Genomic DNA, 24387 nt, shown 5'->3' on the forward strand with positions numbered 1-24387 from the left:
TATTAAAAGTTCCCTAAGGAGGCTGTTTTGATGAAAAAAAACTGGATTGCTCCTCTTCTTATCGCAGTGATGTTCTTGCTGGGGCAACAACCTTGCTCCGCTAATGGGTTTGTTCAACCGCCAGCCGAGGCTCCGTCCAGATCTGATTCGGAACCGAAGCTTCCAGATCAGGATTCCCGCGAGCTCATGTATAAAGACACAATGATGCTCTTTCTTTTACCCTATATTGAGAAAAAAATGGCTGAGATTTATGCGCCACTTCTAACGATAACTCCGACTGTCTATCCTTATTTAGTGGACGTTACTGATATGAAGCGAGTGAATGGGTTTCGTCGGTTCGATTTCTTAATTACACTCAACATACACCCTACAGTGGGTCCACATCTTTCCGTCGGAGAGGATACTATGACTTTTAGAATCACTCCTGGTCCTAAGGTGAAGTTAGAATCATTCAAGCATTTGAGAGACCCGAGAAAGTCTGATCTTTCACCAAATTACCAGAATATCTTGAGGTAGGGCGGTAATTAACTCTTACAATCACAATTTCGAACGCTTACCCAGCTAACCACACTCCGATCTATGGGGTGTTTTTTTGTGTCTAGAGCGGTGGTGGATTATTGCCATGTATGGTATTATGAAAATAGTAGTTATATTGATTTTAGTTACTAAATTCAAAGTGTGAGGTGTAAGGATTGATTGATCATAAATTCGAAGACGAACACAGCGATGAAATTTTAAGTGAATTCAAATCTAAAATCACAAGCGATATCACAAGTAGCTCTAAGGATAAAGTTAAGGTAGGCGTAGCTACTAAAGACGGGCAGTTAGGGTTTCTTTTTACGAGGGGAGGTCTTCGGGAAGGGGCTGGCAGAAAAAGCACCGGTATAACTAAAAAGGTCTCTTTGACGCTTCCAGAAAACATCTGGCAGGAGATAGAGCAGGCTTGTGAGGAACAGAACGTATCTCGCTCCCAGGTATTTCGGAACATTATTGAGGCGCATTTTGCAAAGGAATCTAAGGAGAGTTAGGTGAAATCTTTGCTAATCCATGTGTCAAAAGATTCTCTCAGCACTGCACTACAAGCAGCCTTAAAAGCTATAACCGCGAATAGTTCCTCACGTGCTCTTACCGGAATACATATTCAGGCGCAAGCGGAGGGTCTGACTTTAACAGCCAGCAATATAAGAATGACCATTGAATATAAGCTTCCTGTGAAGATGGATTCGATGATTGTACACAAATCAGGTGAGATCGTAGTGCCCGCACGTTATTTTTATGAGATCATCCGCAAGCTTGACCCTGGATTAATTAGCCTGGAAATCGCAGAGACATTGATTCTAAATATCCAATCGGGCAATACCCAGTTTCGTTTATGCGGGATGGACACTGCAGAATTTCCAAGAATCCATTACATGGATCATCCAAACATCCAAAAGATACGCATGAAGAACACACTTTTGAAGCGAATATTTAAACATGTGGTTTTTGCGGTTTCTTCGTTGGAAACTAGACCTGTACTCACAGGAGTTTTACTTCAAATAGATAATCACAATATTCGCGTAGTCGCCACTGATGGCATCCGCCTGGCTCAGCTTGTTGTGGAAAACGTAGAAGATTACGAAGCAAGTCCTTTAAATGTCATTATACCGGGCAGCACTCTTCAGGATCTTTTAAAAATGATAAACGATAATGAGGGCAGCAGCACCCAAATCGAGATAGGTCAGAAACAAATCAGATTTATTTCTGATGGCTTGAGGGTTCAGTCTGCGCTATTAGAGGGCACATATCCCTTTGTCGATCATTTAATTCCGCAGGTGTACCTCTCCGAAGTGATTGTTAATACAGAGCGTTTGTTGCTTGTCGTTGAACGTATTGCTATATTGGCTGGTGAAAGTGTAACGCTCGGTGTACTTCCCTCCGGTATACTTCATTTAATATCCTGGACCGCCGACGTAGGTGAGGCAAAAGAGGAGATTCCATTGGAGTATCTAGAAGGTGAATATTTTCGAGCAGCTTTTACGGGAAATATTTCAGAGACATCCTTCGGGCGATTGATAGTGAGACGCTTATCATAAGGTTTGCTGGAAAAGAAAGACCACTGGTGATACAGCCTGTAGACATGACTTCATCCACACTTTTTTTAATTACACCAATGAGGACGCAGGATGGAGGATAGTCATATGAGCTTGCTAAGAAGAGTTCTTTTCGTTGAAAAATATTATATTAATTACTTGGAGGGATGATCTGTGAATCTGTTTCAGATGGGATCAAAGCCGCTTGGGACCGAAAGAATCACGACATTTTTAGAGGATAATTATGTGAGTATCGGATATCCCGGAATAGGGGATTTGGAGAACATCAGTAAAGTGGAGCTCCGCGATCGGATGATTCATACATACCGATACAGTGAGTTGGAGCTTACAGAACATTTACAAGCCATTCATCTGTTCGTACATACGATGCAGGATGGTGATTATGTGCTGGTGTGTGATGGAGATTGGGTACATCTAGGTGATCTTGGCGATTATTTTTACAATGAATTATTTGACGCGCCAGACCTCGGTACATGCCATCGACGTGGTGTAACTTGGCTGAAAAGTCTTCCTATAACCGATCTAAACGTAGAGGTAAAAGAATTTCTTAGCGATAGTGGGATAGTTAAACAGTATAAGGGGCCGATGCCTAGTGCTCGTGTGGATCTGTGGATTACAGGTTCTTCTGATTCAGAGCAAGCGGTGATTAATCGAGTGCATGTGGATGAAGAGACATTATCAATGGCGCTCGATATTTTGAAGGAAGCTCTTGTTAGTGAGAGCGCCGAACGACGGGAACGAGCAGCGATTGCAATTCTTCAGTATGCTAAGTAGTGGAGAAGAGGTTTAAGCTCCTCATCCTTAGTAAAAAAAGCGTTCCGTCCGAACTTCAATATCGGATGAAACGCTTTTGTTATATCTATCGATATCTTCCTGTAACCCTTAGATAAATTCAACGAATTCATTGACCGGCTTACGATAGCCACGTGGTCTGATTTTATGTTTCTTGTCTTTGCCAATTGTAATCAGCATAACCGGTACCATATGATCGGGTAGATTTAAAGTGGATTGAATGGCTTCCGGATCAAAGCCGATCATCGGGCAGGTATCCCAGCCTTTATCTTTGGCAATCAGCATAAAGTGCATGGCAGACAGGGAGGCATTTCGTATCGCTTCATCTCTTTGAAAAGCATCCTTTCCTGCGTAAGCATTGTTAATCGTTTCAATCTCTGCATCATAATCCTCTGGACTCATCGCCCCTAAAGCTTTAAGTCCACCGTAGATTTCTGGAGCTTTCAAATAAGCTTGTTTATCTCCGAGTACTACAATTACCGCTGAGGCGGAATGTATTTTATATTGACCGTAAGCCGCCTTACGAATCTCCTCTTTTAAATTCTCATCAGAAACCACTTTGTAATTGGTATGTTGAAGATTATAAGCCGATGGTGCCAATCTAGCGTAAGAGAACATTTCCTCTAATTCATTCTGAGGGATCTTCACCCCTTCAACAAAATTCATAGCAGACCTGCGGGATTCAATTAAATCTGTAAAAGTGCTCATGAGTTATTCCTCCATATGTTATGTATTTGCTTGTTAATTATAAATAGGTGATATTTATAAATGAACTAACTATTAGTTACTAACTCAAAATAGCACAGTTAATTATATTCGTCAATGATTAAATTCACTTCATTTACATTCAGCTATCGAAGTACTTTGGAGTGTCGAAGAATAAATACTACGTTGTAAAATATTGGGATGTAAATTAGGATATTAGGATATGAAAAATTTAAATTGCTTTTATTAATGAAAGGGTGAGAATGTTGAACGATATTAGAGCGCAGTTGATAATAGACCTGCAAAGAATTGAAGAGAACGATTACGAGCTTAGAAGTGGGGAGCAATTAAGGGATTATGTGAAGTTGATGCTTGAGTATATAGGAGATCCACAGCCGGAACTACGTGATGACTTGATCTATTCCACCTTCTACAAATGGATTAACGAGAAACAATGGTTTAGTGATGCGGAGCTTCGTGAGCTGCTCCTGATTCTTCTTGATGAGCAGCATTTGTTCTATCACATTGGCAGTAAGGACGATCCGGCTGTGTTCACCAGAACATTTTCTGTACTGGTCGTTGCGCTTATTCTTCAGCGGCATAGGGAACAGGGGTTGTTAGATAGCGCTGCGTTTACAAATGTGAAGGAATCCTTAATTAGATATTATGAGGAAGAACAAGATTTACGAGGATTTACACCTGAAGCAGGCTGGGCACACGCTGCGGCCCATGGCGCAGATGCTTTGGATGAACTGGTACTGTGCTCAGAGAGTGATGCAACGATCCGGGAAGAGGTTCTGGCAGTCATCCAAAGGATGCTTTACAACGATCAGTACATATTTAGCGACGAAGAGGATGAACGGATCGCTACGATTGTAGCTACAATGATAGATCATCATTTACTTGCAGAGCTGTCTATAGTGGATTGGATCGGAAGTTTGGAACAATGCGGAGGGTGGCCGCGAAGTCGTAACAAGTATGTGGCTCGTGTGAATACAAAGAATTTCCTTCGTTCACTTTATTTTAGGTTGCTTCCGAAGAAGAATCCGGATTTGGTATCCGTTATATTGAAGGCGGAAATGAATCTGAATGAATTTACTGAATAAGCATTTACTCAATAAGCATTTACTCAATCAAATGTGTATAAATGATATCAAGAATTTTAACTATCCCGTTTTAATGTAATAAAAATCACAAAACTTTAGAGAAATTCAAAAACTTTGTGACATTTATAACTTGATAAGTGCTATAATAGAAATATGGCGTCACAAGTTATTATTTTTTTATTACTACTAAGCAGCAAAGCTTATTTGCAGAGGAGATTCGGATATGTCAGAAACAATCACTCAAACAACCCCTGAACAAGAATCACCAAAATTAGCTGTCACTCAAGAACAAATGAATGTTCTGGAGCAGCTATTGAAACCTGAAGTTCAGGAATCGTTAACGGTTCTAGTGGAACAGTTGCCAAAATTAACAGAGCTTGCCGGCGTGCTCACAAAGTCATATGACTTTGTTCAAACTGTCGCTGCGGATGAAGTCTTGAAAAGTGATACGGTAAGTGCAATTAAAGAACTTGCTGAACCTGTGGTGCATTCGGCGAAGAATATGGCAGCTACAGTGATCGAAGCGCAAGATCGTGCGAATGAAAGCAAAGAAGTGATCGGTGTATTTGGTCTAATGAAGATGCTTAAAGATCCACAAGCACAGAAGCTTTTCCGTTTTGTAAATGCTTATCTTCAAGTCGCCGGCGAACGCAGTCAGCAGAAATAATATTTTTTATATCTCATTCGTAAGGACGGAGGAAACATCATGTCTAAACATATTGTCATTCTAGGAGCAGGTTATGGTGGTCTACTAAGCGCCTTAACTGTACGCAAGTACCTGAAGAAAGACGAAGCTAAAATTACAGTCGTTAACCAATATCCTACACATCAAATTATTACAGAATTACATCGTCTTGCAGCGGGTAGTGTTGCAGAGGGTGCTGTTGCTATGCCACTGGCTAAGCTTTTTGCCGGCAAAGATATCGACCTGAAAATCGCAAAGGTTAACTCTTTTTCTGTTGAGAACAAACAAATTACACTATCTGATGGTGTGACATTGTCCTATGATGCTCTAGTTGTGGGTCTTGGAAGCACTACGGCTTATTTCGGCATTCCAGGTCTTGAGCAATACAGTATGGTATTGAAATCGGCAGCGGATGCTAACAGAATTCATCGTCATATTGATGAGCGTATCCGTGAATATGCGAAGTCTAAGAATCCAGCAGATGCAAGCATCCTAATCGGCGGCGGTGGCTTAACAGGTGTTGAACTTGTTGGTGAAATCGCTGATGTGTTGCCAACACTCACTAAGAAATATGGCGTAGATCCTAAAGAAATTAAACTGATGCTCGTTGAAGCAGGTCCTAAGATTCTTCCAGTATTGCCAGATGCACTGATCGAACGTGCAGTGGCTAGCTTAGAAAAACGTGGTGTTCAATTCTTGACAGGTCTACCTGTTACGAATGTAGCGGATAATGTCATTGACTTGAAAGATGGTCAAAAAATTGTTGCTAACACCTTCGTATGGACTGGCGGCGTACAAGGAAATCCACTGATTGGTGAATCCGGTCTTGAAGTGAACCGTGGTCGTGCAACGGTAAATGAATTCTTGCAATCCACATCTCACAAGGATGTATTCGTTGCTGGCGACAGCGCTGTTGTCTTTGCCGAAGATGGTCGTCCATATCCACCAACTGCACAAATCGCTTGGCAAATGGGTGAATTGATCGGGTACAATCTTTATGCATACTTGAAGGATAAATCATTTGAATCCTTTAGTCCGATCAACTCAGGTACGCTTGCCAGCTTGGGTCGTAAAGACGGTGTAGCCATTGTTGGTGCTAGCTCAACACCGCTAAAAGGCTTGCCTGCAACCTTGATGAAGGAAGCAAGTAATATTCGTTACTTGTCTCACATTAAAGGATTGTTTAGCTTAGCTTATTAATTGTATTATTGGAAAACCTGCTCTAAATAGAGCAGGTTTTTTTGTTGATCTCTAGTGGTTTCTACCATGAATTGTTAATGATTGTCCTGGTACGTAGTAATCATTTTTGATATACTATATTGGCTAATATTAACAGTGGAAATAGGGGAGGATTACGTGATGTTATTCCGACAAAACGATGTCATTCTGTTTCAAGGCGACAGTATAACGGATTGGGGTCGCAATTATGAAGATGCGTCATCGCTTGGTGTAGGCTATGCATTGATGATCGCCGCTCGTCTGGGGCATTTATATCCTGAGAAGAATCTTACGTTTTATAATCGTGGAATTAGCGGAAACCGTGCAGTAGATTTGCAGGAACGCTGGGAGAAGGATTGCCTGAATCTGAAGCCGACTTGGGTATCCTTATATATTGGGATTAACGACACTTGGCGCCGCTTTGATTCTGGTCAGGAAACAACGCCTGAACAATTTGAAGCTGCCTATCGTGACCTGATCGAACGCACGCAGCATTCGCTGGCTGCTAAATTAGTCTTAATCGAGCCATTCGTGTTGCCTGTCCCAGAAGATCGTAAAACCTGGCGCCAGGATCTGGACCCTAAAATTCACATTGTTCGTGAACTGGCACGTGAATATGGTGCATTGCTTGTTCCGCTGGATGGCCTGTTTGCTGCGGCATCCGTGAAAGCAGAACCTGCTTATTGGGCTCCGGATGGAGTACATCCATCACCTGCGGGTCATGCGCTTATTGCAGAGGCTTGGCTTAAGACGGTAGGCGCAATTCAAGCTTAATCGTCTGATCGTATCACTACATATTTACTTGATTCTATAAGACTAGAACCACTCATTAAAGGAGCAGGTTATAGTCTTTTTTTTAAAAATATAAGAATTTATATGTTCCATGTTATAAATTATCCTTATATTTCTCGCATAAACACTTGTCGCCCCTATAGGGATGCGAAAGCGTTTATGCTTGTAACGGTTCGGAAAGCCGATTTCTTTATATTTATGGACGCTGTTATAATTGGATTATGTTTCTTTTCTTGGAGGCGGTCCGCATTAGGCATTTACTGTGTGTTGTATCGTTGGTAGTGGTTACGTTGTTAAGTGGATGTAAGAATGATGTGGGCTTCATAAATGCCAGGTGGATCACCGGAGTGTCATTAACCTCAGTAACAACCAGTGATCAGAATCAAGCTGACCAATCAGAATATTCTGAGACCCTGATGCTGAAGGACTCCACTCTGATTAAGACACTTGCGGAAGCTATGAACAAGAGCAATAAATTGTTGGGAGAGCTGGATTGGGCTCCTGAATTTAAAATGAAGCTTGTTTACGGTGATGGCTACTCGAAGGATTATTACATAGCAATAGGTGATGAACCCGGCTATAGAGGAGTATTTACTACAGCCGAGAATGGTGGTCAGGGCTACTCTATTCCGGTGAAGAATTCGGACCGATTAAGGAAACTCATTTTTGGGGCAGCAGATAAGGCGAACATTGAACAGACGGAGTCGTTGGAGTCTCCGGTCAAGGTTAAAGGGCCAGTAACAATATCACATAATGACCTCTCTTCGGTCACTACTAGAGCCGAATTCTTGGATCTGCAGCTTTTAGATGGAACCTACAGTGAGGATTGGACAATACCAGGTCCGTTGATGGGAAGGAATTGGAGTGGCCGATTTGGGCTTGCGCTTATCGATGATCAAGGAAGAACTTTGTATCGTTTTCCGCTCAGCGAACATTTTGAGGACCCCTTAATATTTAATGATTTTTTTCAAATTCAATTTGAGGATTATAATGGCGACGGTGATCCGGATTTTACGATTGGTCAGTACGGATCCAGTAACGGTTACTTCTATAAGCTGTTTACGCTTAGGAAAAATAACAGTATAGAGGAATTAGAGACCAAACCAGACTCTGATTTGTTTATCAGCAGTCCTAAGGGGTATTCGATAAAGCTTGATAAAGTGGATGATCATAGCTTCAAGAGAAGTTATTACGATAATGTAGCGGGTAAACAGATGGAAGATATTTTTCAGTGGAATGGAAGTGCATTTCAGAAGTTAGACAAGTGATTCATACCAGAAGTGAGAGGAATGTGTGATAGATGACGAGTGATACCATACAAGATTTAGAAGGGCTAAAAGCCATAGGGAAAGTAGTAGGACATACCATCGCCGAGATGAAAAAGAAAGTAACTCCAGGTATGACAACAGCGGAGCTTGATAGCATTGGAGCTAAAATTCTAGCGGAATTCGGAGCATCTTCAGCCCCGATGAAAACGTATAATTTTCCAGGCAGCACCTGCATCAGTGTGAATGAAGAGGTTGCACATGGGATTCCTGGTCCTAGAGTGATTAATGCTGGTGATTTGATCAATATAGATGTATCTGCTGAGCTAAATGGATATTATGGGGATGCCGGAGTTTCTTTTCAATTACCACCTTATAATGATGACATTCTTCGTCTATGCCAGAGTGCAGAGGAAACTATGATGAGCGTGATCAATCATCTGAGAGCAGGGATGAAGGTCAATGAGATTGGCAGAATGATGGAACTCGAAGCTCGAAAACGCGGCTATAGAGTGGTACGTAATCTGTGCAGCCACGGGATTGGCAAATCACTCCATGAGAAGCCATTTGAAATCTTACCTTTCTACAATCCAAGAGTGACTACAGTGTTAAAAGAGGGACAGGTGATTACGGTTGAGCCCTTCCTTTCTACTGGAGCAGATTACGTGGAGCAGCAGTCGGATGGATGGACACTGAGTGTCGTAGACAATGGCCGGGTAGCACAGTTTGAACATACGATTATTGTGACTAAAGGTGAGCCTATTATCCTAACCAATCCATAAAGAGGAGAGTGCGAAATTGAAAATCGCCTTTATACTTTTTGACGGGATTACGTTCTTAGATTTTGCGGGGTTCTATGATGTTATTTATCGATTGGGGCAATTTGAAATCGGCAAAAATTTGTCTTGGGATATATGTGCAGCGTCGGAGGAAGTGACGGATGAGTTAGGTTTCACAGTTAAAGCTGGAAAAGTGCTGCCAGTGCTTTCGGAGTATGACATGGTATTTGTACCTGGAGGAATGGGGACACGTAAACTCCAGTATGATGAAGCTTTTGTATCGTGGATTGCAGGTGCTCACAATGTTCCTTATAAGGTATCCGTCTGCACAGGCTCACTGCTGCTTGGGGCTGCGGGGCTGCTAAAAGGAAAAAAAGCTACTACCCATCCATCTGCCTATGAATTACTAAAACCTTACTGTGAAGAAGTCTTAGAGACCCGTATTGTGCATGATGGTAATGTGATTACAGGTGGTGGAGTTTCCACTTCCATTGATCTGGGGTTATATCTGATTTCACACTTGGCTGGAGAAGCAGCAAAGAATTCGGTAAAAAAGCAGATTGATTATCCATACGAGATGCAGGGGATTGTTCGAATCTGAAGTTAAATACCGGAGGGATCAGAGATGGCTGGACAAAAAATGATGGTTATGCTGTTTCAGCAATGGGTAAGCGATACAGAACAGTGGGTACAACTTAGAGATTTGCTGATGAAGGAGAGCAATCTTCCCGGGCCGCGAGTGAATTTGGAGCTCTCAGGAAATTTTTCCGAATATTTCGCTCATCCTAAACTAACAGAAACAGACTGGGAGTTTCTTAATTCATGGGCTAATCTTACAGAGGCAGAAGCTGGGGTGAATGATCCCCGTGAGTTTCTGCCGTTTTGTGCGGTTAGAGCGCTGGGTGCTTATTACAGCTACGCTAAAGAAGATCAGCAAATTATGATTCAGAGCATCATTAAGACAGCTATGAACGACTCCAGGTGGAGGATGCGTGAAGCGTCTGCTATGGCGCTGCAAAGTATAGGGGAGGATGATTTTGCCCTTGTCAGGCAGCTGATCGACATGTGGGAGGAGGGTGCGAATGGGTTTGAACAACGAGCTTTTGTAGCAGCGTTAGCTCATCCTCCTCTTTTAAAAAAGAAAGAGAATACGCTTTATTGTCTTCAGTTGGCTACTCGAATCATCGAGAGTATGGGGAGTGGGGAAGTGCAATATGAGAAAGCTGAGCATTTTCGTGTATTATCTAAGGGACTTGAATACAGCTTAAGTGTATTTGTGGCGAGTGAACCTGAAGCGGGTTTTGCCATGCTGGAGAAATTCGCTAAGAGCCCTGATCACCGGATTATTAAGATTGTGAAGAGTAATCTTGGTAAGTCACGTTTGAGTAAAAAGTATGCTCTACAAGTTGCTGAGATCCTCAAGAGTTTGACAATACAGGAGAGAACATGAGGATCGGATCTCCATTGGAATTATGAAGTGTAGTTTTACATACATTTAACATGCCACATATGCTTAAGTGATATAACTGAAGGAACTAGGTGAAAAGGTGGCTGTTAGATGAAACTAAGTAAAGAGGAAAAATCATGGATTTTATATGACTGTGGAAATTCGGCTTATTCGATGGCAGTTACAACGGCTTTACTGCCCATTGTTTTTGGGATGTTTTCGAATGTTAACAGCAGCATGGATTTGGGGTATTTTAATTCCATAGCGAGTATTCTGGTGGCTATCCTTAGCCCGATTTTAGGGACGATGGCAGATTATAAGGATAAGAAAAAACGCTTCTTCATATTTTTCTCATTGATCGGCGTAATAGCTACTGCTTCGCTGGCTTTCGTTGCACCCGCGAGTGGGCAGTGGCAGTTATTGATTGTTTTTTATATTTTGTCAGTCATAGGTTTTGCCGGGGCCAATATTTTTTATGACTCTTTTCTGGTGGATGTAACCACGGATGAAAGAATGGATAAGGTATCCTCAAAAGGGTTTGCTTTTGGATATATCGCCAGCGTCATTCCATTCGGTATTAGCCTACTGCTGATTCTGTTTATGGGAATGGATAAATCGATTGGCTATCAGATTGGATTTATAATCACCGCCCTTTGGTGGGGACTGCTGACCATGCCTATGATCAAGGATGTGCAGCAAAGATATTACATAGAACCTGAACCAAAACCGATCATTAATAGCTTTAAAAGACTAGGAGACACGTTTAAAAATGTCAGACAGCATAAAGTAGTATTTGTATTCTTGATCGCCTACTTTCTCTATATTGATGGAGTAGATACCATTATTAAAATGGTAGTACCCTATGCGACATCGGTTCTGGGTGCGGATGCTTTTGATACCTTTACTCTACTGGGAATCTTATTAGTGATCCAGATTATCGCATTTCCATGTGCTATCCTGTACGGTAATCTCGCTAAAAAATACTCCGCTAGAACGATGATCATTGTGGGGATTTTTACATATATCATTTCCTGTATCGCGGCTTACTTTATTACTTCAGTGTGGCATATATTTATTTTGGGAGCGCTAATTGGTTCTGCCCAGGGAGGGATTCAAGCGCTCAGCAGATCTTATTATGCTAAGATTATTCCTAAGGAAAAATCCAATGAATTCTTTGGGTTTTACAATATCTTTGGCAAGTTTGCGGCGATTGTTGGTCCTGCTGTAATGTCTTTAACGACTACCCTGACAGGCAACGCTAAATTTAGTATTTTAGCGATTATTCCACTATTCATTATTGGATTCTTCGTATTTATAACTTTACCTAAAGAGCAGCTTGAACAAGATGAACCGAAGGGACTTATCCTATGAAGTCAAGCGTAGAACAAACGGCAATGGCCAAATATCTGATTGTCATCTCTTACGATGCCTTTTCAGAAGATCAATGGGAAATGGCCAGCCGTCTTCCAAACTTATCGAAATTGATAAAGAGCGGAGCACATAGTAATCAATTAAAAAGTGTATATCCTACGCTCACTTATGTGGTGCACACTACGATAGCAACCGGTGTATATCCAGATAAGCATGGTATCCATCATAACAATCCGTTTCAGCCGTTTGTGAAGGAAAAGGAGCAAAGCTGGTTCTGGTTTAGAAATGCGATAAAGGTGCCTACGATTTATGATGCTGCGCGCGAGCATAACTTGAGTACCTCTGGAATCCTCTGGCCGGTATCAGGGAAATCCTCCATCCAATACAATATCCCTGAAATCAGAGCCATCAATAACGAAAACCAGGCACTGAAGGTGTTGAAAAGCGGGAGCCCCTTATATTGTATCGAAATGGAGCTGAAATACGGCCGGCTTCGAAAAGGGATTGAGCAGCCCTATCTGGATGACTTCACGACAAAGTGTGCGATAGAAACGATTAAGCGCAAAAAGCCAAATCTTCTTATGATGCATTTGATTGATCTGGATGACGCCAAGCATGTCTACGGCACTGACAGCGATGAAGTGATGCAGGTAATCACACGTATGGATAAACGGTTAGGTGATATTATGCAAGCAGTGGATGATGCCGGAATAAAGGAGGATACGATTTTTTTGGTATTGGGTGACCATGGCCAGTTCAATGTTAGGTATAAAGTGCATCTGAACAACCTTTTGCAGGAAAAAGGGTTGATCTATGAAGATAACGGCGAAATGAAGTGGAGGGCTTACTTTCAGTGTGGGGGCGGAGCCGCTTATCTGCATATTAAAGAAGGTGATGAAGAAGCTGAACAATTAGCGTTAGCTGTTATTCAGGAATATATGAATGATGACGCTTCAGGTATAGAGGAAATGTATACTAGAGAGCAGCTGAATCAACTTCATGTGGGCCCATCTGCTAAATATATGCTTGAAGCTAGGAGAGGCTATTGTTTTGATGAGAGCATGGACGAACCTACGATTGTTGATTTGAACAAACAAGGGATTAAATATGCTACGCATGGCTACTCTCCCAATAAAGAGGATTATAGATGCAACTTGGTGATCTCAGGGAATAAGGTGAAAAGTGATTTTCCTATAGGGGATCTGGAAATGGTAGATATAGCTCCTACGATGGCAAAGATTTTAGGGATTGATTTTAAGCCTTGTGACGGAAGAGTTTTAGATGAAATTTTCTTGGTATAGATTGAATATATATAAAGTCGGAATATTTACTTGAGCCATATCCATATACAATGGAATTAAATTGAATTTAGAGGTGAATTGGATATGGATGCTGGTATTAGACAAAAAATTTTAAATAAAAATGACAGACTTATTCATATGGTTATTGAACGTGCTAAGAGAGATTTTCCTGATGACATTGCAATCATTGGGCTTACAGGTTCTTTCAGTACCGGAGATTTTCATGAAAAAAGCGATCTTGATCTAATCATAATTAATAACACGGCCCAAGGCTGGGGGATATCTTCATGTTTTATTTTGGAGGATGTTGGCTACGACATATACTGTACGCCATGGGAAACAAGGATAGAAGAACAAGCGAATCTTGAGAGTCCGATGATTTCGTGTCTAATAGATCTAGAGCTGTTATATTGTGCGAAACCTGAATATCTGGAAAAGCTAAATTTATATAGACAAAGAGCACTCGATGCTTTGGCAAAGCCTATAGGGAGTGAATGTATTAGTAGAGCGAAAAAGAGTATAGACATAGCAAAGCAAGAATATACAAATACATTACTTTTTGAAGATATCGGAGCAGTGAGATATGCTTCAAGCGAAGTTGTATACAACTTGGTGAATGCGCTAACACATTTGAACAATACCTATTTTAAAAGGGGACTTAAGAGATATCCGGAGGAAATAGCTACGTATCGGTATATTCCTGATGATTTTGAAAATAGATATTTAGCTGTGATTGATGCGAAGACAATCGTTGAAATCAGAAGTGCATCCTATAGATTTTTAGAAAGCGTTAATAATTTATATAATAAAATGTATAAGACTTTTGTGATTCAGCCTATTCCAACCTATGATAATCTTGGTGGCAGCTATGAGGAATTATGGTGTAACAGTCGTAATAAGGTTATAGCCAGTGTGGAATCAAATGATAAATCTTATGCTTATTATGCAGCCATGGGCACACAAAATTTTCTTGATGAAATGACAGAATCAAGGGGAACAAAAAAGTTTGATCTTATGCAGTATTTTGATTCAGATCATCTGCATTTATTTAAAGAGCAGTTCCTGCAGGTCATGGATGAATATTTGGAAGAATACAATAAGGTAGGAAGGAAAGTTGAGCGATACGATAATTTTGAGGAATTATATAACGAATATATGAAGGTATGATAGATAAGAATACCAGATTACCAGATTACGAATTTTCGTAGTCTGGTTTTTTCATTTTTTATGGAACGATAAAATTATTTTAAGTCATCTGGGTAAAATAATCGATAGTATACTAGCGGCGACTGATTTGCAAAAGTGGTGACATTTATTATAGACTATTTTTTATCGGCTTTTGTCCAGTGGATGTTATTCACTTGCAGTGATATAAAAAACTAATTTGAAGCGGGGAAATGGAATGCATAGTATAAGACAGCATCAAAAATCAAATAAACTGAAGATATTTTCAAAAGTCATATTAATTATTATAGGGGCACTTATTACTTCATATGGTCTGGAGTCCGTATTAATCCCTAACAATGTTTCAGATGGTGGTGTGACAGGCCTAAGTATCGTGGGCTCACAGCTGTTTGGATTACCGTTAGGGCTGCTAATTGTTATAATTAACATCCCTTTTGTTTGGCTGGGATATAAGCAAATTGGTAAAAGCTTTGCTATTTATTCCATTATTGGTATTGCTTCACTAGCTATTGGTACCAGTCTTATGCACCATGTGCCAACGATTATTGAAGGGGATACATTATTAATTACTGTTGTAGGCGGGATTATCATCGGTTTTGGTATGGGTTTAGCGTTACGTAATGGTGGGGCGTTAGATGGGATCGACATGTTGGCTGTATTGCTTTCACGAAAAATACCTTTTGGGACAAGTGATCTAATCTTATTCCTAAACATGTTTGTCTTTATTGTTGTTTCAACTGCATTTGGTCTACAAGGGGCGATTCTATCCGCACTTGCTTATTTTATTGCTTCTAAAGTGATTCATATTGTTGAAGAAGGACTGAGCGGTTCTAAAACGTTTAAAATCATCACCGTTCAGCCGGAAATCATGGTAGAAACGATTCGTGACCGATTGGGTCGCGGGGCAACCTATACAGATGCTTACGGTGGTTACTCGAATGAACAATTCAAAGAAATCACCTGTGTAATTAACCGTCTGGAAGAAAGCAAAATCAAAGAAATCATTCATGAAATTGACCCTAACGCTTTTGTCGTAGTATATGATGTTGCAGAAGTTAAGGGCGGTAATTTCAAAAAGCATAATATTCATTAATTACGATCCTGAAGTGACATCTCCTCCGTGTTTGACAAATGCATAAAATGTAACTATTATTGTTGCATCTGATTAATGCACTTGTTAATTGTACGACAGTAAGGCAGAAGGAGAGATTTATAGTGAACATTAGCACCCGATTTGCGGTAGCCATTCATATATTAACGTTAATCGACAGTAATAAAGAGGGCAAAAGTACCTCGGAGTGGATAGCTGGTAGTGTGAACACGAACCCTGTAGTTATCCGCCGGCTAACGAGTATGCTGCAAAAAGCAGGACTGGTAACAGCCCGCCCTGGAGTCGCAGGAGCCTCGCTGTCACGTAGTGCCGCTGAGATTACACTGCTTCAGATTTATAAGGCAGTAAACGCGGTGGAGGAGGATTCGTTGTTCTCAGTTCATGAGCACCCTAACCCTGAATGTCCAGTCGGCAAAAATATAGCCAGCGCCATTGTACCCGTATTCTCTCTCGCGCAAAAGGCAATGGAGAATGTCCTTCAAGAGGTTACTTTGGAGCAGATTGTGAATGAAATGCCTGAAATATAACCATCTCATATCGCAACTTAGAATGAAGACCACAACATGTGCTAACATGCTTGTGGTCTTTTTTTTATTAGAAATATATCTTTCATGCCATTTCGGGGATTGAGAGTAGTGACTCAAAGAAGGGAAGTAGGGCGTAATCATAGAATCTGTATTTAGAAGGCAGAAAACAGATAATACTTCATATAGGGAAACTCTAAGATGGTGAAGTGGAAAAATGAACGGAGGATTTACAGTGGAACAGATCGCATTAATCTCAGATATTCATGGGAATGTCCCGGCTTTGACAGCCGTATTAGAGGATATTAAGCAGCGTGGAATTAGCAGGATATTGTGCCTAGGGGATATTGTTGGAAAAGGGCCGAATTCAGATCTAGCCGTTGATATCATTAAGAACAATTGTGAAATCAGTGTTATGGGAAACTGGGATGATCTAATGAATCAGGATGTTGATTTTGAGATGGCCCGGTGGTGCCGGGAATTGTTAGGGAAGGACCGTTTGGCTTATTTAGGCACATTACCGTTCTCGATTGAGTTTATGATGAGTGGTAAGTTTATCCGATTATTTCATGCTTCGCCAAGAAGTTACTATGAACGGATTCAGCCTTGGGATGATTACGAAAAGCGATTGTCTATGTTTGGTTATTCCGATCTCTGTCAGGAGAAACGACAAGCGGATATCGTAGGCTATGGGGATATTCACAATGCTTTTATTCAACATTTAGAAGGGAAGACTTTATTTAATGTGGGCAGTGTGGGGAATCCTCTTGATGTCACTCAGGCATCATATGTGATTTTGGAGGGGGAGTATGGGGGCCTGACAACAGCATCTTTGAATATACAATTTGTAAGAGTTCCTTATGATATTGAGTTAGCCATTCAACAAGCCATAGATGCGGTTATGCCAGCCACAGAGCCCTATATTCGAGAGCTTAGAACTGCGCAGTACAGAGGGAATGGTCGGGGATAATTTAAGGCAACCTTAATTCATGCCATCAAAAAGTAACGGAGGGAACGTATTGAAGCTTAGTCAGGTGTTTGAGCAATTCCCTATTTTAGAAACAGAGCAACTGATCCTCAAAAAAATTGAAGTTAGTAACCTTGAAGAGGTATTTGGTATTTATAGCAATGATCAAGTGTTTGAGTACTGCGGAATCATTCCGAAACATAATAAAGATACAGTAAAGAATATGATCGGACATTTCGAGCGTGATTTTAATAAAGGGTTAAGAGTGAAGTGGGGAATTTTCCGTAAAAATAATCCATACATACTGCTAGGTATTATCGAAGCTATGGATTTTAATCAAAAAGTGGATATGGTCACGATTGGTTATTTTTTGGCGGAGTCTTATTGGGGAAAAGGGATTGCAACTCAGGCCGTTGAAACGGTGAAAAAATATTTATTTGAGACGGCAGAGGTCAATCGAATTCAAGCTGAAGTCATGCCTTTTAATGAGCGGTCCAAGCGGGTCCTTTTGAAAAGTGGCTTTATGAAAGAGGGGACGTTAAGACAAGCCCATGTATGGTCAGGTAAAGGGCTCATTGATTTGGAGATTTACAGTATTTTAGCAGAGGAATACGGAAAGGGAAAAAACAGATCCTAGTGAAAGTAGGGGGAATTATGGGGACTATCGTGGTAATCGGCGGGGGGGAGTTAATCGATCTAGAAACGCTTGAAATGGATCGTGAAGTTGTGAAGTTAACCCAGAAAGCTAATCCGAAAGCGTTATTCATACCAACAGCTAGCAGTGATGCACCAGGTTATTGTGATACGTTCAACAAAGTGTATGGCGAGATTCTAGGATGTGAAACAAGTCATTTATTGCTTGTGAGCCAAACCAATACCCATGAAGAAATCGCAGAGTTAATTATATCCGCTGATCTGATTTATGTTGGTGGAGGCAATACCCGAAAGATGCTTGAAATTTGGAAAAATACCGGCGTGGATGTGCTTCTAAAAGAAGCATACACCGCTGGGACCATATTAGCAGGGCTGAGTGCAGGTTCCATTTGCTGGTTTGACTATGGGCATAGTGACTCTGAAGCGTTCGACGACCAAGGAAACTGGCAATATATTAAGCTTGAAGCGATGGGGATTCTGCCAGGTATTCATTGTCCACATTATAATGAGGATATTCGGGTTGAGGATTTTTCGCGTATGGTAAAAGACGGAGGTTTGCTCGGAATCGCAGTGGATAATAGCTGTGCCATCATCTACAAGGATTATGAATATAAGGTGATGTCGTCCAGAGAAGAAGCTAAGGCCTACCGCGTGATGGACTCGGAGCAAGGTGTTGTCGTTACGCAAATCGAAGAACACCCAAGCTACAGACCACTTCAAGAAGTGTATGGTGGAGGTGATCAATGAAGTCTAATCAAATCTCAATGATCGTGGCGAGTCTTATTCTAGGAGTTTCATTTATTATTGGATGTTTAATAACTAATGGCGATAAAGAGTTGGAAGTTGATCAAGACCAGACGCCATCCATAGTAACGGCAGATAAGCTTTTGATCGATATTAAAGAGACGGCCTTATACTTAAATATGACTGAAGATCAAGTGATGAATATTATTAAAACGGAGCATGAGAATTTAAGCAGATCGGGCATTTTTCAAGGAACTATGTTTCCTTACATCAGAGTTGGTAATGAATATCTTTTTAACAAAGACTTATTAACAACCTGGGTTTCGGATGCCTCCTTAAATAGGAGGGTTTATCTAAACGGACAAACGAAATAAGGTTTTACTCGGATAAGGAAGGTGCTCTCAATTAAACTACTGTTTGTGTGCAGTCAGAATCGCTGGCAAGTCTAACTGCAGAGAAGATATTTCAAGGAATCGATGGTCATGATGTGAGATCTGCTGGAACAGAGAATCAAACTTTCTGAGGGGCATGTGGGCTGGGCGGATGTTATTTTTGTGATGGAGAAGAAGCATGTTCGAAGAATTCAATATAAATTCAGAGAGGGTGTAATCGGCAAAAGAATAATTTGTTTGAATATAACAGATGATTATTAGTAAATGGATGAAGTGTTCTTATGAATCATGTTTGGCTGTGAATCAGTCAGCATGATTTTTTTGTTGGTAATTGACAAACATATAGAAGGTAACTATACTAAAGATAGTTAATTTGTAACTGATTAAGTTACAGGAATAGTGGGAGGAAACATAATGACAACTAAAACAACACTTCATCCGGACGTAGAGATTGGTCTGGTGCAAATTAGAGTAAGTAATTTAGAGCGTTCGCTCACCTTTTATCAGAACGTAGTGGGGTTAAGTGTTCTGCGGCAATCTGGCCGTGAGGTGGAAATGACTGCTGATGGTCAGAATGTGTTATTGATTCTGCGGGAGATTGAGAATGCAAGGGTGCTTCGTCCAAACTCCGTAGCTGGACTGTATCATTTTGCTATTCTTGTTCCGGATCGTCCTAGCTTGGGACTCGTTGTGCGCAATTTGATCGCTTTGGGAATTGAAGTGGGCCAGGGAGATCATTTGGTGAGTGAAGCGCTGTATATTCAGGACCCGGATAACAACGGAATCGAAATTTATCGAGATCGTCCTAGGGATACATGGAAGTATGATGCGGAAGGGCATGTAATGATGACAACGGACCCAGTGGATGTAGATGGTTTGTTGGCGGCTTCTGAAGGGTTGAAATGGAACGGGCTTCCAGCTGGAACGGTGATCGGACATGTACACTTTCATGTGGGTAATTTAACTAAGGCGAAGGAGTTCTACGTTGGTTTGCTTGGTTTTGATCTAGTGGCTAATTATGGCAGTGCGGCAATGTTTATCTCTGCAGGTGGGTATCACCACCACATTGGATTGAATATATGGGCGGGGCAAGGCGCACCTGTGGCACCTGCAGATGCAGTAGGAATTGATTATTTCACCTTACTTCTTCCGAATGAAGCGGAGCGTACGTCTGTAGTGGAGCGTGTTAAGCAGGCGGGTTACACCGTTGTAGAAGAGAATGGAATCCCTACATTCAAAGATCCGTGGAATATTGGAATCAGACTTATAGTGAAAAGTCATACCAAATAACTAATCACCAATGGATAAGGGTTGTTGGAATCATTCAAAAGGGCCTATGAGAACACATTATGTGGAGATGAAATCTTCTTCCATACGATCATTTTGAATAGTGCGTTTAAGAATAATGTACGAACTGGGGAGAAAGTTAGATCTGGATATCGACCGAAGCATCGTTCAGGAGCTCCTTAATATAAATACTACAGTAAAAAAATCGTAAACATATACAGGAGGACAAGCTTATGAAGATCGCAGTTGTTGGAGCAAGTGGTAAAGCCGGAAGTCGAATCACTCAGGAAGCGTTAGATAGAGGCCATGAAGTTACAGCCTTTGTACGGGATGCATCGAAAGTTGCAACTAGTAAGGCAAAGGTCATCGAAAAGGATGTATTTGCACTTACCGCTGAAGATTTGAAGGGTTTTGATGTTGTTGTGAATGCTTTTGGAGCACCGTTCGGACAAGAGCATCTGCATGTGGATGCCGGAAATGTGCTTATTGAAGCATTAAAGGATGCCCCTAATATAAGATTAATTGTAGTTGGAGGTGCGGGAAGTCTATATGTAGATGAGGCTAAGACGCTTAAAGTGGTAGATACTCCTGATTTCCCTGACTTTATCAAGCCAACGGCTATGAATCAAGGGAAGAACCTGGAAATCCTGCAAGGTACAGATTCGCTGTCTTGGACTTTCGTTAGTCCATCCGCTAATTTTGCAATTGGGACTAGAACGGGTTCTTATGTGAAAGGCAAAGATCATCTGCTTGTGAATTCCAAGGGTGAGAGCTATGTCAGCTATGAAGATTATGCGATTGCTATTGTAGATGAAATTGAACAGCCGCAGCATATTCGTGAACGGTTTACAGTGGTTTCGGAATCATAAGTGAGTATAACGAGTAGGGACTATGTATAAAAAGAAAGCAGAGCCAGATCAGGGCTCTGCTTTCTTGTATCAGTTTATTCTCTTGCTTCCGCAATTTCAGCAATCCGTTTGTTTGCGTTTCCGCGATAAATTCCGCCATGATAGCAAATGACCGTTTCAATTTCATACTCGGCGAACTTCGTCAGAGAGGATAAAGCTTGCTTCATGTCAGGCGTTGCCGAAGGCGTGGGGCCGTGCAGCTCACCGCTTTGTACGGTAAGAGCATCCGCTGCAATTAGCGTACGGCTATCATGATGGTATAGACTCAGATGTCCAGGGCTATGTCCTGGTGTATGGATAATCGTAATTCCACCGGCAAGAGGTAGTATTTCCCCGTCTACTATGGTTCGATCTACTTTTCCTTTAGGGGGATGAGATAACACGGATAGGAATGCGCGGCGCCATTTTTCTGGTACATGAGGGGGGATCATGGCTTCTGCCGCAGCTAAAGCTTCAGGGGTGTGTTTAAGGAGCATTCGCTCTCCTTCAATATAAGGCTTCTCGATTTCGTGAGCCAGAACTGTCAGTTCAAGACATTCTTCTGACAGTAGATCAGGTAAGCTCCCGATGTGATCTAGATCTTGATGTGTGATGATTACGGTGCGTAGTTGTTCCCAAGATACATGGTTTTTTTTTAGAGCTTCTTTGAATTTTGGGAGCAGGCCCGGAAATCCAGTGTCTACGAGTACAGCAGAATTGTGATCCCAGAGCAGTGTGGGGTAAATCGTGTCACTCCCGCCCATAACCTGTGCTGTAATCTCTAACATTTCTATTCCACTAGCAATATGCATAAGATCCCTCCGTGATTGATGATAAGAGCGATGCCGTTAGGCTAATGCATATAATACTTAAAATAAAATATAATTTCAATAGTGTAATTTATAATTATAACATAAATAAATATTTTTGTCAATATTCATCTGATGTATTTTTTGTGTAATTTCTAGGGGACATTATTATGAGAACTTCTATTTCTAAATTTTTCCCTTGCCCAAAGCTTTACGGTATAATAATCAAATAAAAAATGGGAGCTGATGTGGTTTGGAGACATTTCTAGTTGTACTCGTCCTACTGGGGCTTATCGCAATATCGAACATCATAAACCGATTCATTCCCTTTGTGCCAATACCGTTAATTCAAATTGGTCTGGGAGTAATGGTTGTGTTAATGCCTTTGGGAATACATATGACCTTGGAACCAGAGCTGTTTTTCGTATTATTCATTGCTCCGCTTTTGTTCAATGATGGGAAACGGACACCAAGAAATGAATTATGGAACTTACGGGGTCCGATATTAATGCTAGCGCTGGGATTGGTTTTTGCTACGGTGCTTATTGCTGGATATTCGATAAACTGGATGATTCCAACGATACCGCTAGCAGCTGCATTTGCGCTGGCAGCGATCTTATCACCTACAGATGCGGTCGCGGTCAGCGCAATCGCTGGAAGGGTGCATCTTCCTAAGAGTATTCATCGCATTCTAGAGGGCGAATCATTAATGAATGATGCCTCCGGACTTGTTGCCTTTAACTTTGCCATTGCTGCAGCAGTTACGGGTTTGTTTTCTTTACCAAAAGCCTCCATTAGCTTTGTAGTTATAGCTGTAGGCGGGTTGATCGTTGGGGCATTATTGGCTTTTCTTCTGATTCGGCTAAGCGTAATTATTCGCAGATTGGGGATGGAGGATATCACAGTGCATGTGCTGCTGCAAATCCTAACTCCTTTTATTATTTATTTGATCAGTGAAGAGATAGGGGTATCTGGCATTTTGGCAGTGGTTGCAGGAGGGATTATTCATGCGGTTGAGAAGGACCGTGCCGTATCTCCGCAGTATAAGCTACAACTGGTATCTGCTAGTACATGGTCTGTTCTGCTCTATATATTGAATGGTCTGGTCTTCCTTATTCTTGGATTATCTATTCCAGACGTTATTGAAGTGATCTACCGTGATACGGCCGTGGATAATCTTATAGTTGTAGGTTATGTATTAGCCATTACTGTGCTGCTGTTTGTACTACGGTTTGTATGGGTGTACGTGTTCTCTTTAGTAGGATCTCGCATGCGAAAAATGGAGGAATCGTCTGTTAAGTCACTAGTAATCCTCACGATTTCAGGAGTGCGTGGAGCGGTTACCTTAGCAGGTGCATTCTCGATTCCCTTTTTTCTTGGGGATGGATCGCCATTTCCTGAGCGTGACTTAATCATCTTTATCGCCGCAGGTGTTATTCTAATGTCGCTTCTGATCGCCAGTATCTTTTTGCCAATCCTAGCAGGTAAAGAAGAGCCAGTTGCCGAATCAGGTGAGACAGGAGCCGAGCAGGCGGCCAAGTCTAAAGTTATTGCTGCCGGTTTAACCATGCTGCAAAGTATGATGACAGAAGAAAGTAAGGAATCCGCACAACCGGCTTTGAGTGAATTTAGAGAAAAGGTTTATAGTCTAAACCGTGAGGACCAAGCGAATGATCCAGTACTTGAGGACTTCCGCCGACTGGGTGTTGAAGCGAGGATTGTAGGTCTGCAAGCTGAACGTAAAGAACTGAACCGATTGCTGGAGAACAATGAGATTCCCGCCTCAGTGGCTCAGAAGCTGGGAGAATTCTTGGATCATAGTGAGGTCTTTTTAGCCAGAAGTCTAAATTCACAAATTAGAATATCGATTACCGAGATTAGACGGCTGTTTGCGGGAATGTTCTCAGGACAGAATGAAGGGGAAGCTAGTCAACAAATGCTGGAACGGACTGAGTGTGCTAAAGAAGCGAAAATTGCCATGGCCCATGCTGCTATAGCTGCTATTGATGTCAGTAAGAACGAGAACAACCGAAGTGCAGCCGAGAAGGTTGCCAGCAGTTATGAGCAGCTAATTTCTCGTCTTGAGCAAGGGAAAGGCTGGACAAAGGATGGTCTGGTTGATGATCAAAAGCTTGAAATGAAGCTAAAAGCCATTCAAGAGCAGCGGGATAAGGTGCAGCAGATGTATCAGGATGGAACCATTAACCGCAAGCTAGCCGGTAAATTACGCAAGTTCGTAGATCATTTAGAGACATCGATTTGGGAGGATTAGC

26 protein-coding genes are annotated in these 24387 nt (G+C 41.4%); 24 read left to right on the forward strand and 2 right to left on the reverse strand.

From position 1 onward, the window contains the following. Positions 1–30: 30 nt before the first annotated feature. From MHB64_RS11960 to MHB64_RS11975, 4 genes are all read left to right on the forward strand, one after another. Complete coding sequence (locus MHB64_RS11960; RefSeq protein ID WP_341134492.1) at positions 31–516, forward strand: DUF3888 domain-containing protein; 486 nt, start codon at positions 31–33, stop codon at positions 514–516. A gap of 176 nt (positions 517–692) precedes the next feature. Beyond that, on the forward strand, positions 693–1028 hold the full coding sequence (locus MHB64_RS11965) for a hypothetical protein (protein WP_341134493.1): 336 nt from the start codon (positions 693–695) through the stop codon (positions 1026–1028). Beyond that, positions 1029–2075: a DNA polymerase III subunit beta gene (gene dnaN, locus MHB64_RS11970; protein ID WP_341134494.1), complete on the forward strand. Its 1047-nt coding sequence runs from the start codon at positions 1029–1031 to the stop codon at positions 2073–2075. Positions 2076–2246: 171 nt separating this feature from the next. After that, positions 2247–2867 (forward strand): hypothetical protein, encoded by a 621-nt coding sequence (locus MHB64_RS11975; RefSeq protein WP_094871307.1) that lies wholly within the window; start codon positions 2247–2249, stop codon positions 2865–2867. A 108-nt stretch (positions 2868–2975) separates the two neighbouring features. Here MHB64_RS11975 and MHB64_RS11980 read toward each other — a convergent pair whose 3' ends face one another. After that, on the reverse strand, positions 2976–3593 hold the full coding sequence (locus MHB64_RS11980) for a nitroreductase family protein (protein WP_094878781.1): 618 nt from the start codon (positions 3591–3593) through the stop codon (positions 2976–2978). Between the two features lie 263 nt (positions 3594–3856). Here MHB64_RS11980 and MHB64_RS11985 point away from each other — a divergent pair, with 263 nt between their 5' ends. The 19 genes from MHB64_RS11985 to MHB64_RS12080 all read left to right on the forward strand — a co-directional run bounded on the left by MHB64_RS11985 (position 3857) and on the right by MHB64_RS12080 (position 21287). Then, entirely contained in the window at positions 3857–4696 is an 840-nt protein-coding gene (locus MHB64_RS11985) for a DUF2785 domain-containing protein (protein WP_341134495.1), read from the forward strand. Positions 4697–4919: 223 nt separating this feature from the next. Beyond that, positions 4920–5363 (forward strand): DUF1641 domain-containing protein, encoded by a 444-nt coding sequence (locus MHB64_RS11990; RefSeq protein ID WP_094871310.1) that lies wholly within the window; start codon positions 4920–4922, stop codon positions 5361–5363. Positions 5364–5402: 39 nt separating this feature from the next. After that, complete coding sequence (locus MHB64_RS11995; protein ID WP_042126690.1) at positions 5403–6581, forward strand: NAD(P)/FAD-dependent oxidoreductase; 1179 nt, start codon at positions 5403–5405, stop codon at positions 6579–6581. A gap of 159 nt (positions 6582–6740) precedes the next feature. Further along, the gene (locus MHB64_RS12000) at positions 6741–7373 is read left to right on the forward strand and encodes an SGNH/GDSL hydrolase family protein (protein ID WP_094878295.1); all 633 of its coding nucleotides are present in this window, start codon (positions 6741–6743) and stop codon (positions 7371–7373) included. Between the two features lie 365 nt (positions 7374–7738). Beyond that, on the forward strand, positions 7739–8659 hold the full coding sequence (locus MHB64_RS12005; protein ID WP_341134496.1) for a hypothetical protein: 921 nt from the start codon (positions 7739–7741) through the stop codon (positions 8657–8659). 32 nt (positions 8660–8691) lie between these two features. Then, complete coding sequence (gene map / locus MHB64_RS12010; protein WP_094871315.1) at positions 8692–9438, forward strand: type I methionyl aminopeptidase; 747 nt, start codon at positions 8692–8694, stop codon at positions 9436–9438. Between the two features lie 16 nt (positions 9439–9454). Further along, positions 9455–10036, forward strand: coding sequence for a DJ-1/PfpI family protein (locus MHB64_RS12015; protein ID WP_094871317.1), 582 nt, complete (start codon positions 9455–9457; stop codon positions 10034–10036). A gap of 24 nt (positions 10037–10060) precedes the next feature. Beyond that, complete coding sequence (locus tag MHB64_RS12020) at positions 10061–10885, forward strand: hypothetical protein (protein ID WP_094871318.1); 825 nt, start codon at positions 10061–10063, stop codon at positions 10883–10885. 108 nt (positions 10886–10993) lie between these two features. After that, a complete protein-coding gene (locus tag MHB64_RS12025) occupies positions 10994–12253 on the forward strand; it encodes an MFS transporter (protein ID WP_094871320.1) in 1260 nt (419 codons plus the stop codon). Further along, positions 12250–13554 (forward strand): alkaline phosphatase family protein, encoded by a 1305-nt coding sequence (locus MHB64_RS12030; RefSeq protein WP_094871322.1) that lies wholly within the window; start codon positions 12250–12252, stop codon positions 13552–13554. The genes MHB64_RS12025 and MHB64_RS12030 overlap by 4 nt, the downstream gene beginning before the upstream one ends. 84 nt (positions 13555–13638) lie before the next feature. Continuing rightward, entirely contained in the window at positions 13639–14721 is a 1083-nt protein-coding gene (locus MHB64_RS12035; RefSeq protein WP_341134497.1) for a nucleotidyltransferase domain-containing protein, read from the forward strand. 235 nt (positions 14722–14956) lie between these two features. Further along, a complete protein-coding gene (locus MHB64_RS12040; protein WP_179283763.1) occupies positions 14957–15832 on the forward strand; it encodes a YitT family protein in 876 nt (291 codons plus the stop codon). Positions 15833–15954: 122 nt separating this feature from the next. Continuing rightward, positions 15955–16377, forward strand: a complete 423-nt coding sequence (locus MHB64_RS12045) for an Rrf2 family transcriptional regulator (RefSeq protein ID WP_094871326.1) — start codon at positions 15955–15957, stop codon at positions 16375–16377. A gap of 232 nt (positions 16378–16609) precedes the next feature. Further along, the gene (locus MHB64_RS12050; RefSeq protein WP_094878303.1) at positions 16610–17344 is read left to right on the forward strand and encodes a metallophosphoesterase family protein; all 735 of its coding nucleotides are present in this window, start codon (positions 16610–16612) and stop codon (positions 17342–17344) included. A 49-nt stretch (positions 17345–17393) separates the two neighbouring features. Next, positions 17394–17978, forward strand: coding sequence for a GNAT family N-acetyltransferase (locus MHB64_RS12055; RefSeq protein ID WP_094878304.1), 585 nt, complete (start codon positions 17394–17396; stop codon positions 17976–17978). A gap of 17 nt (positions 17979–17995) precedes the next feature. Then, positions 17996–18742, forward strand: a complete 747-nt coding sequence (locus MHB64_RS12060; RefSeq protein WP_341134498.1) for a Type 1 glutamine amidotransferase-like domain-containing protein — start codon at positions 17996–17998, stop codon at positions 18740–18742. After that, on the forward strand, positions 18739–19113 hold the full coding sequence (locus MHB64_RS12065; RefSeq protein WP_094871333.1) for a hypothetical protein: 375 nt from the start codon (positions 18739–18741) through the stop codon (positions 19111–19113). The genes MHB64_RS12060 and MHB64_RS12065 overlap by 4 nt, the downstream gene beginning before the upstream one ends. Before the next feature lie 432 nt (positions 19114–19545). Further along, positions 19546–20421 (forward strand): VOC family protein, encoded by an 876-nt coding sequence (locus MHB64_RS12075; RefSeq protein WP_094871335.1) that lies wholly within the window; start codon positions 19546–19548, stop codon positions 20419–20421. Between the two features lie 230 nt (positions 20422–20651). Then, positions 20652–21287 carry an NAD(P)-dependent oxidoreductase gene (locus tag MHB64_RS12080; RefSeq protein WP_341134499.1) on the forward strand — a complete coding sequence of 212 codons (636 nt, stop codon included), beginning with the start codon at positions 20652–20654 and terminating at the stop codon, positions 21285–21287. A 74-nt stretch (positions 21288–21361) separates the two neighbouring features. Here the strand turns inward: MHB64_RS12080 and MHB64_RS12085 are convergent, their stop codons facing one another. After that, complete coding sequence (locus MHB64_RS12085) at positions 21362–22117, reverse strand: MBL fold metallo-hydrolase (RefSeq protein WP_341134500.1); 756 nt, start codon at positions 22115–22117, stop codon at positions 21362–21364. A gap of 250 nt (positions 22118–22367) precedes the next feature. Here MHB64_RS12085 and MHB64_RS12090 point away from each other — a divergent pair, with 250 nt between their 5' ends. Then, positions 22368–24386, forward strand: a complete 2019-nt coding sequence (locus tag MHB64_RS12090; RefSeq protein WP_094871340.1) for a Na+/H+ antiporter — start codon at positions 22368–22370, stop codon at positions 24384–24386. Position 24387 lies beyond the last annotated feature (1 nt).

It is taken from the genome of Paenibacillus sp. FSL K6-2859 (assembly GCF_038008265.1).
GTDB lineage: Bacteria > Bacillota > Bacilli > Paenibacillales > Paenibacillaceae > Paenibacillus_AQ > Paenibacillus_AQ nitricinens.

Coding starts and splice junctions, on each gene's coding strand:
- MHB64_RS12075 (WP_094871335.1), top strand. CDS start 19,546: ATGACAACTAAAACAACACTTCATCCGGACGTAGAGATTGGTCTGGTG.
- MHB64_RS12035 (WP_341134497.1), top strand. CDS start 13,639: ATGGATGCTGGTATTAGACAAAAAATTTTAAATAAAAATGACAGACTT.
- MHB64_RS12065 (WP_094871333.1), top strand. CDS start 18,739: ATGAAGTCTAATCAAATCTCAATGATCGTGGCGAGTCTTATTCTAGGA.
- MHB64_RS12000 (WP_094878295.1), top strand. CDS start 6,741: ATGTTATTCCGACAAAACGATGTCATTCTGTTTCAAGGCGACAGTATA.
- MHB64_RS11960 (WP_341134492.1), top strand. CDS start 31: ATGAAAAAAAACTGGATTGCTCCTCTTCTTATCGCAGTGATGTTCTTG.
- MHB64_RS12060 (WP_341134498.1), top strand. CDS start 17,996: ATGGGGACTATCGTGGTAATCGGCGGGGGGGAGTTAATCGATCTAGAA.
- MHB64_RS11980 (WP_094878781.1), bottom strand. CDS start 3,593: ATGAGCACTTTTACAGATTTAATTGAATCCCGCAGGTCTGCTATGAAT.
- MHB64_RS12040 (WP_179283763.1), top strand. CDS start 14,957: ATGCATAGTATAAGACAGCATCAAAAATCAAATAAACTGAAGATATTT.
- MHB64_RS11995 (WP_042126690.1), top strand. CDS start 5,403: ATGTCTAAACATATTGTCATTCTAGGAGCAGGTTATGGTGGTCTACTA.
- map (WP_094871315.1), top strand. CDS start 8,692: ATGACGAGTGATACCATACAAGATTTAGAAGGGCTAAAAGCCATAGGG.
- MHB64_RS12080 (WP_341134499.1), top strand. CDS start 20,652: ATGAAGATCGCAGTTGTTGGAGCAAGTGGTAAAGCCGGAAGTCGAATC.
- MHB64_RS11990 (WP_094871310.1), top strand. CDS start 4,920: ATGTCAGAAACAATCACTCAAACAACCCCTGAACAAGAATCACCAAAA.
- MHB64_RS12030 (WP_094871322.1), top strand. CDS start 12,250: ATGAAGTCAAGCGTAGAACAAACGGCAATGGCCAAATATCTGATTGTC.
- MHB64_RS12085 (WP_341134500.1), bottom strand. CDS start 22,117: ATGCATATTGCTAGTGGAATAGAAATGTTAGAGATTACAGCACAGGTT.
- MHB64_RS12025 (WP_094871320.1), top strand. CDS start 10,994: ATGAAACTAAGTAAAGAGGAAAAATCATGGATTTTATATGACTGTGGA.
- MHB64_RS12020 (WP_094871318.1), top strand. CDS start 10,061: ATGGCTGGACAAAAAATGATGGTTATGCTGTTTCAGCAATGGGTAAGC.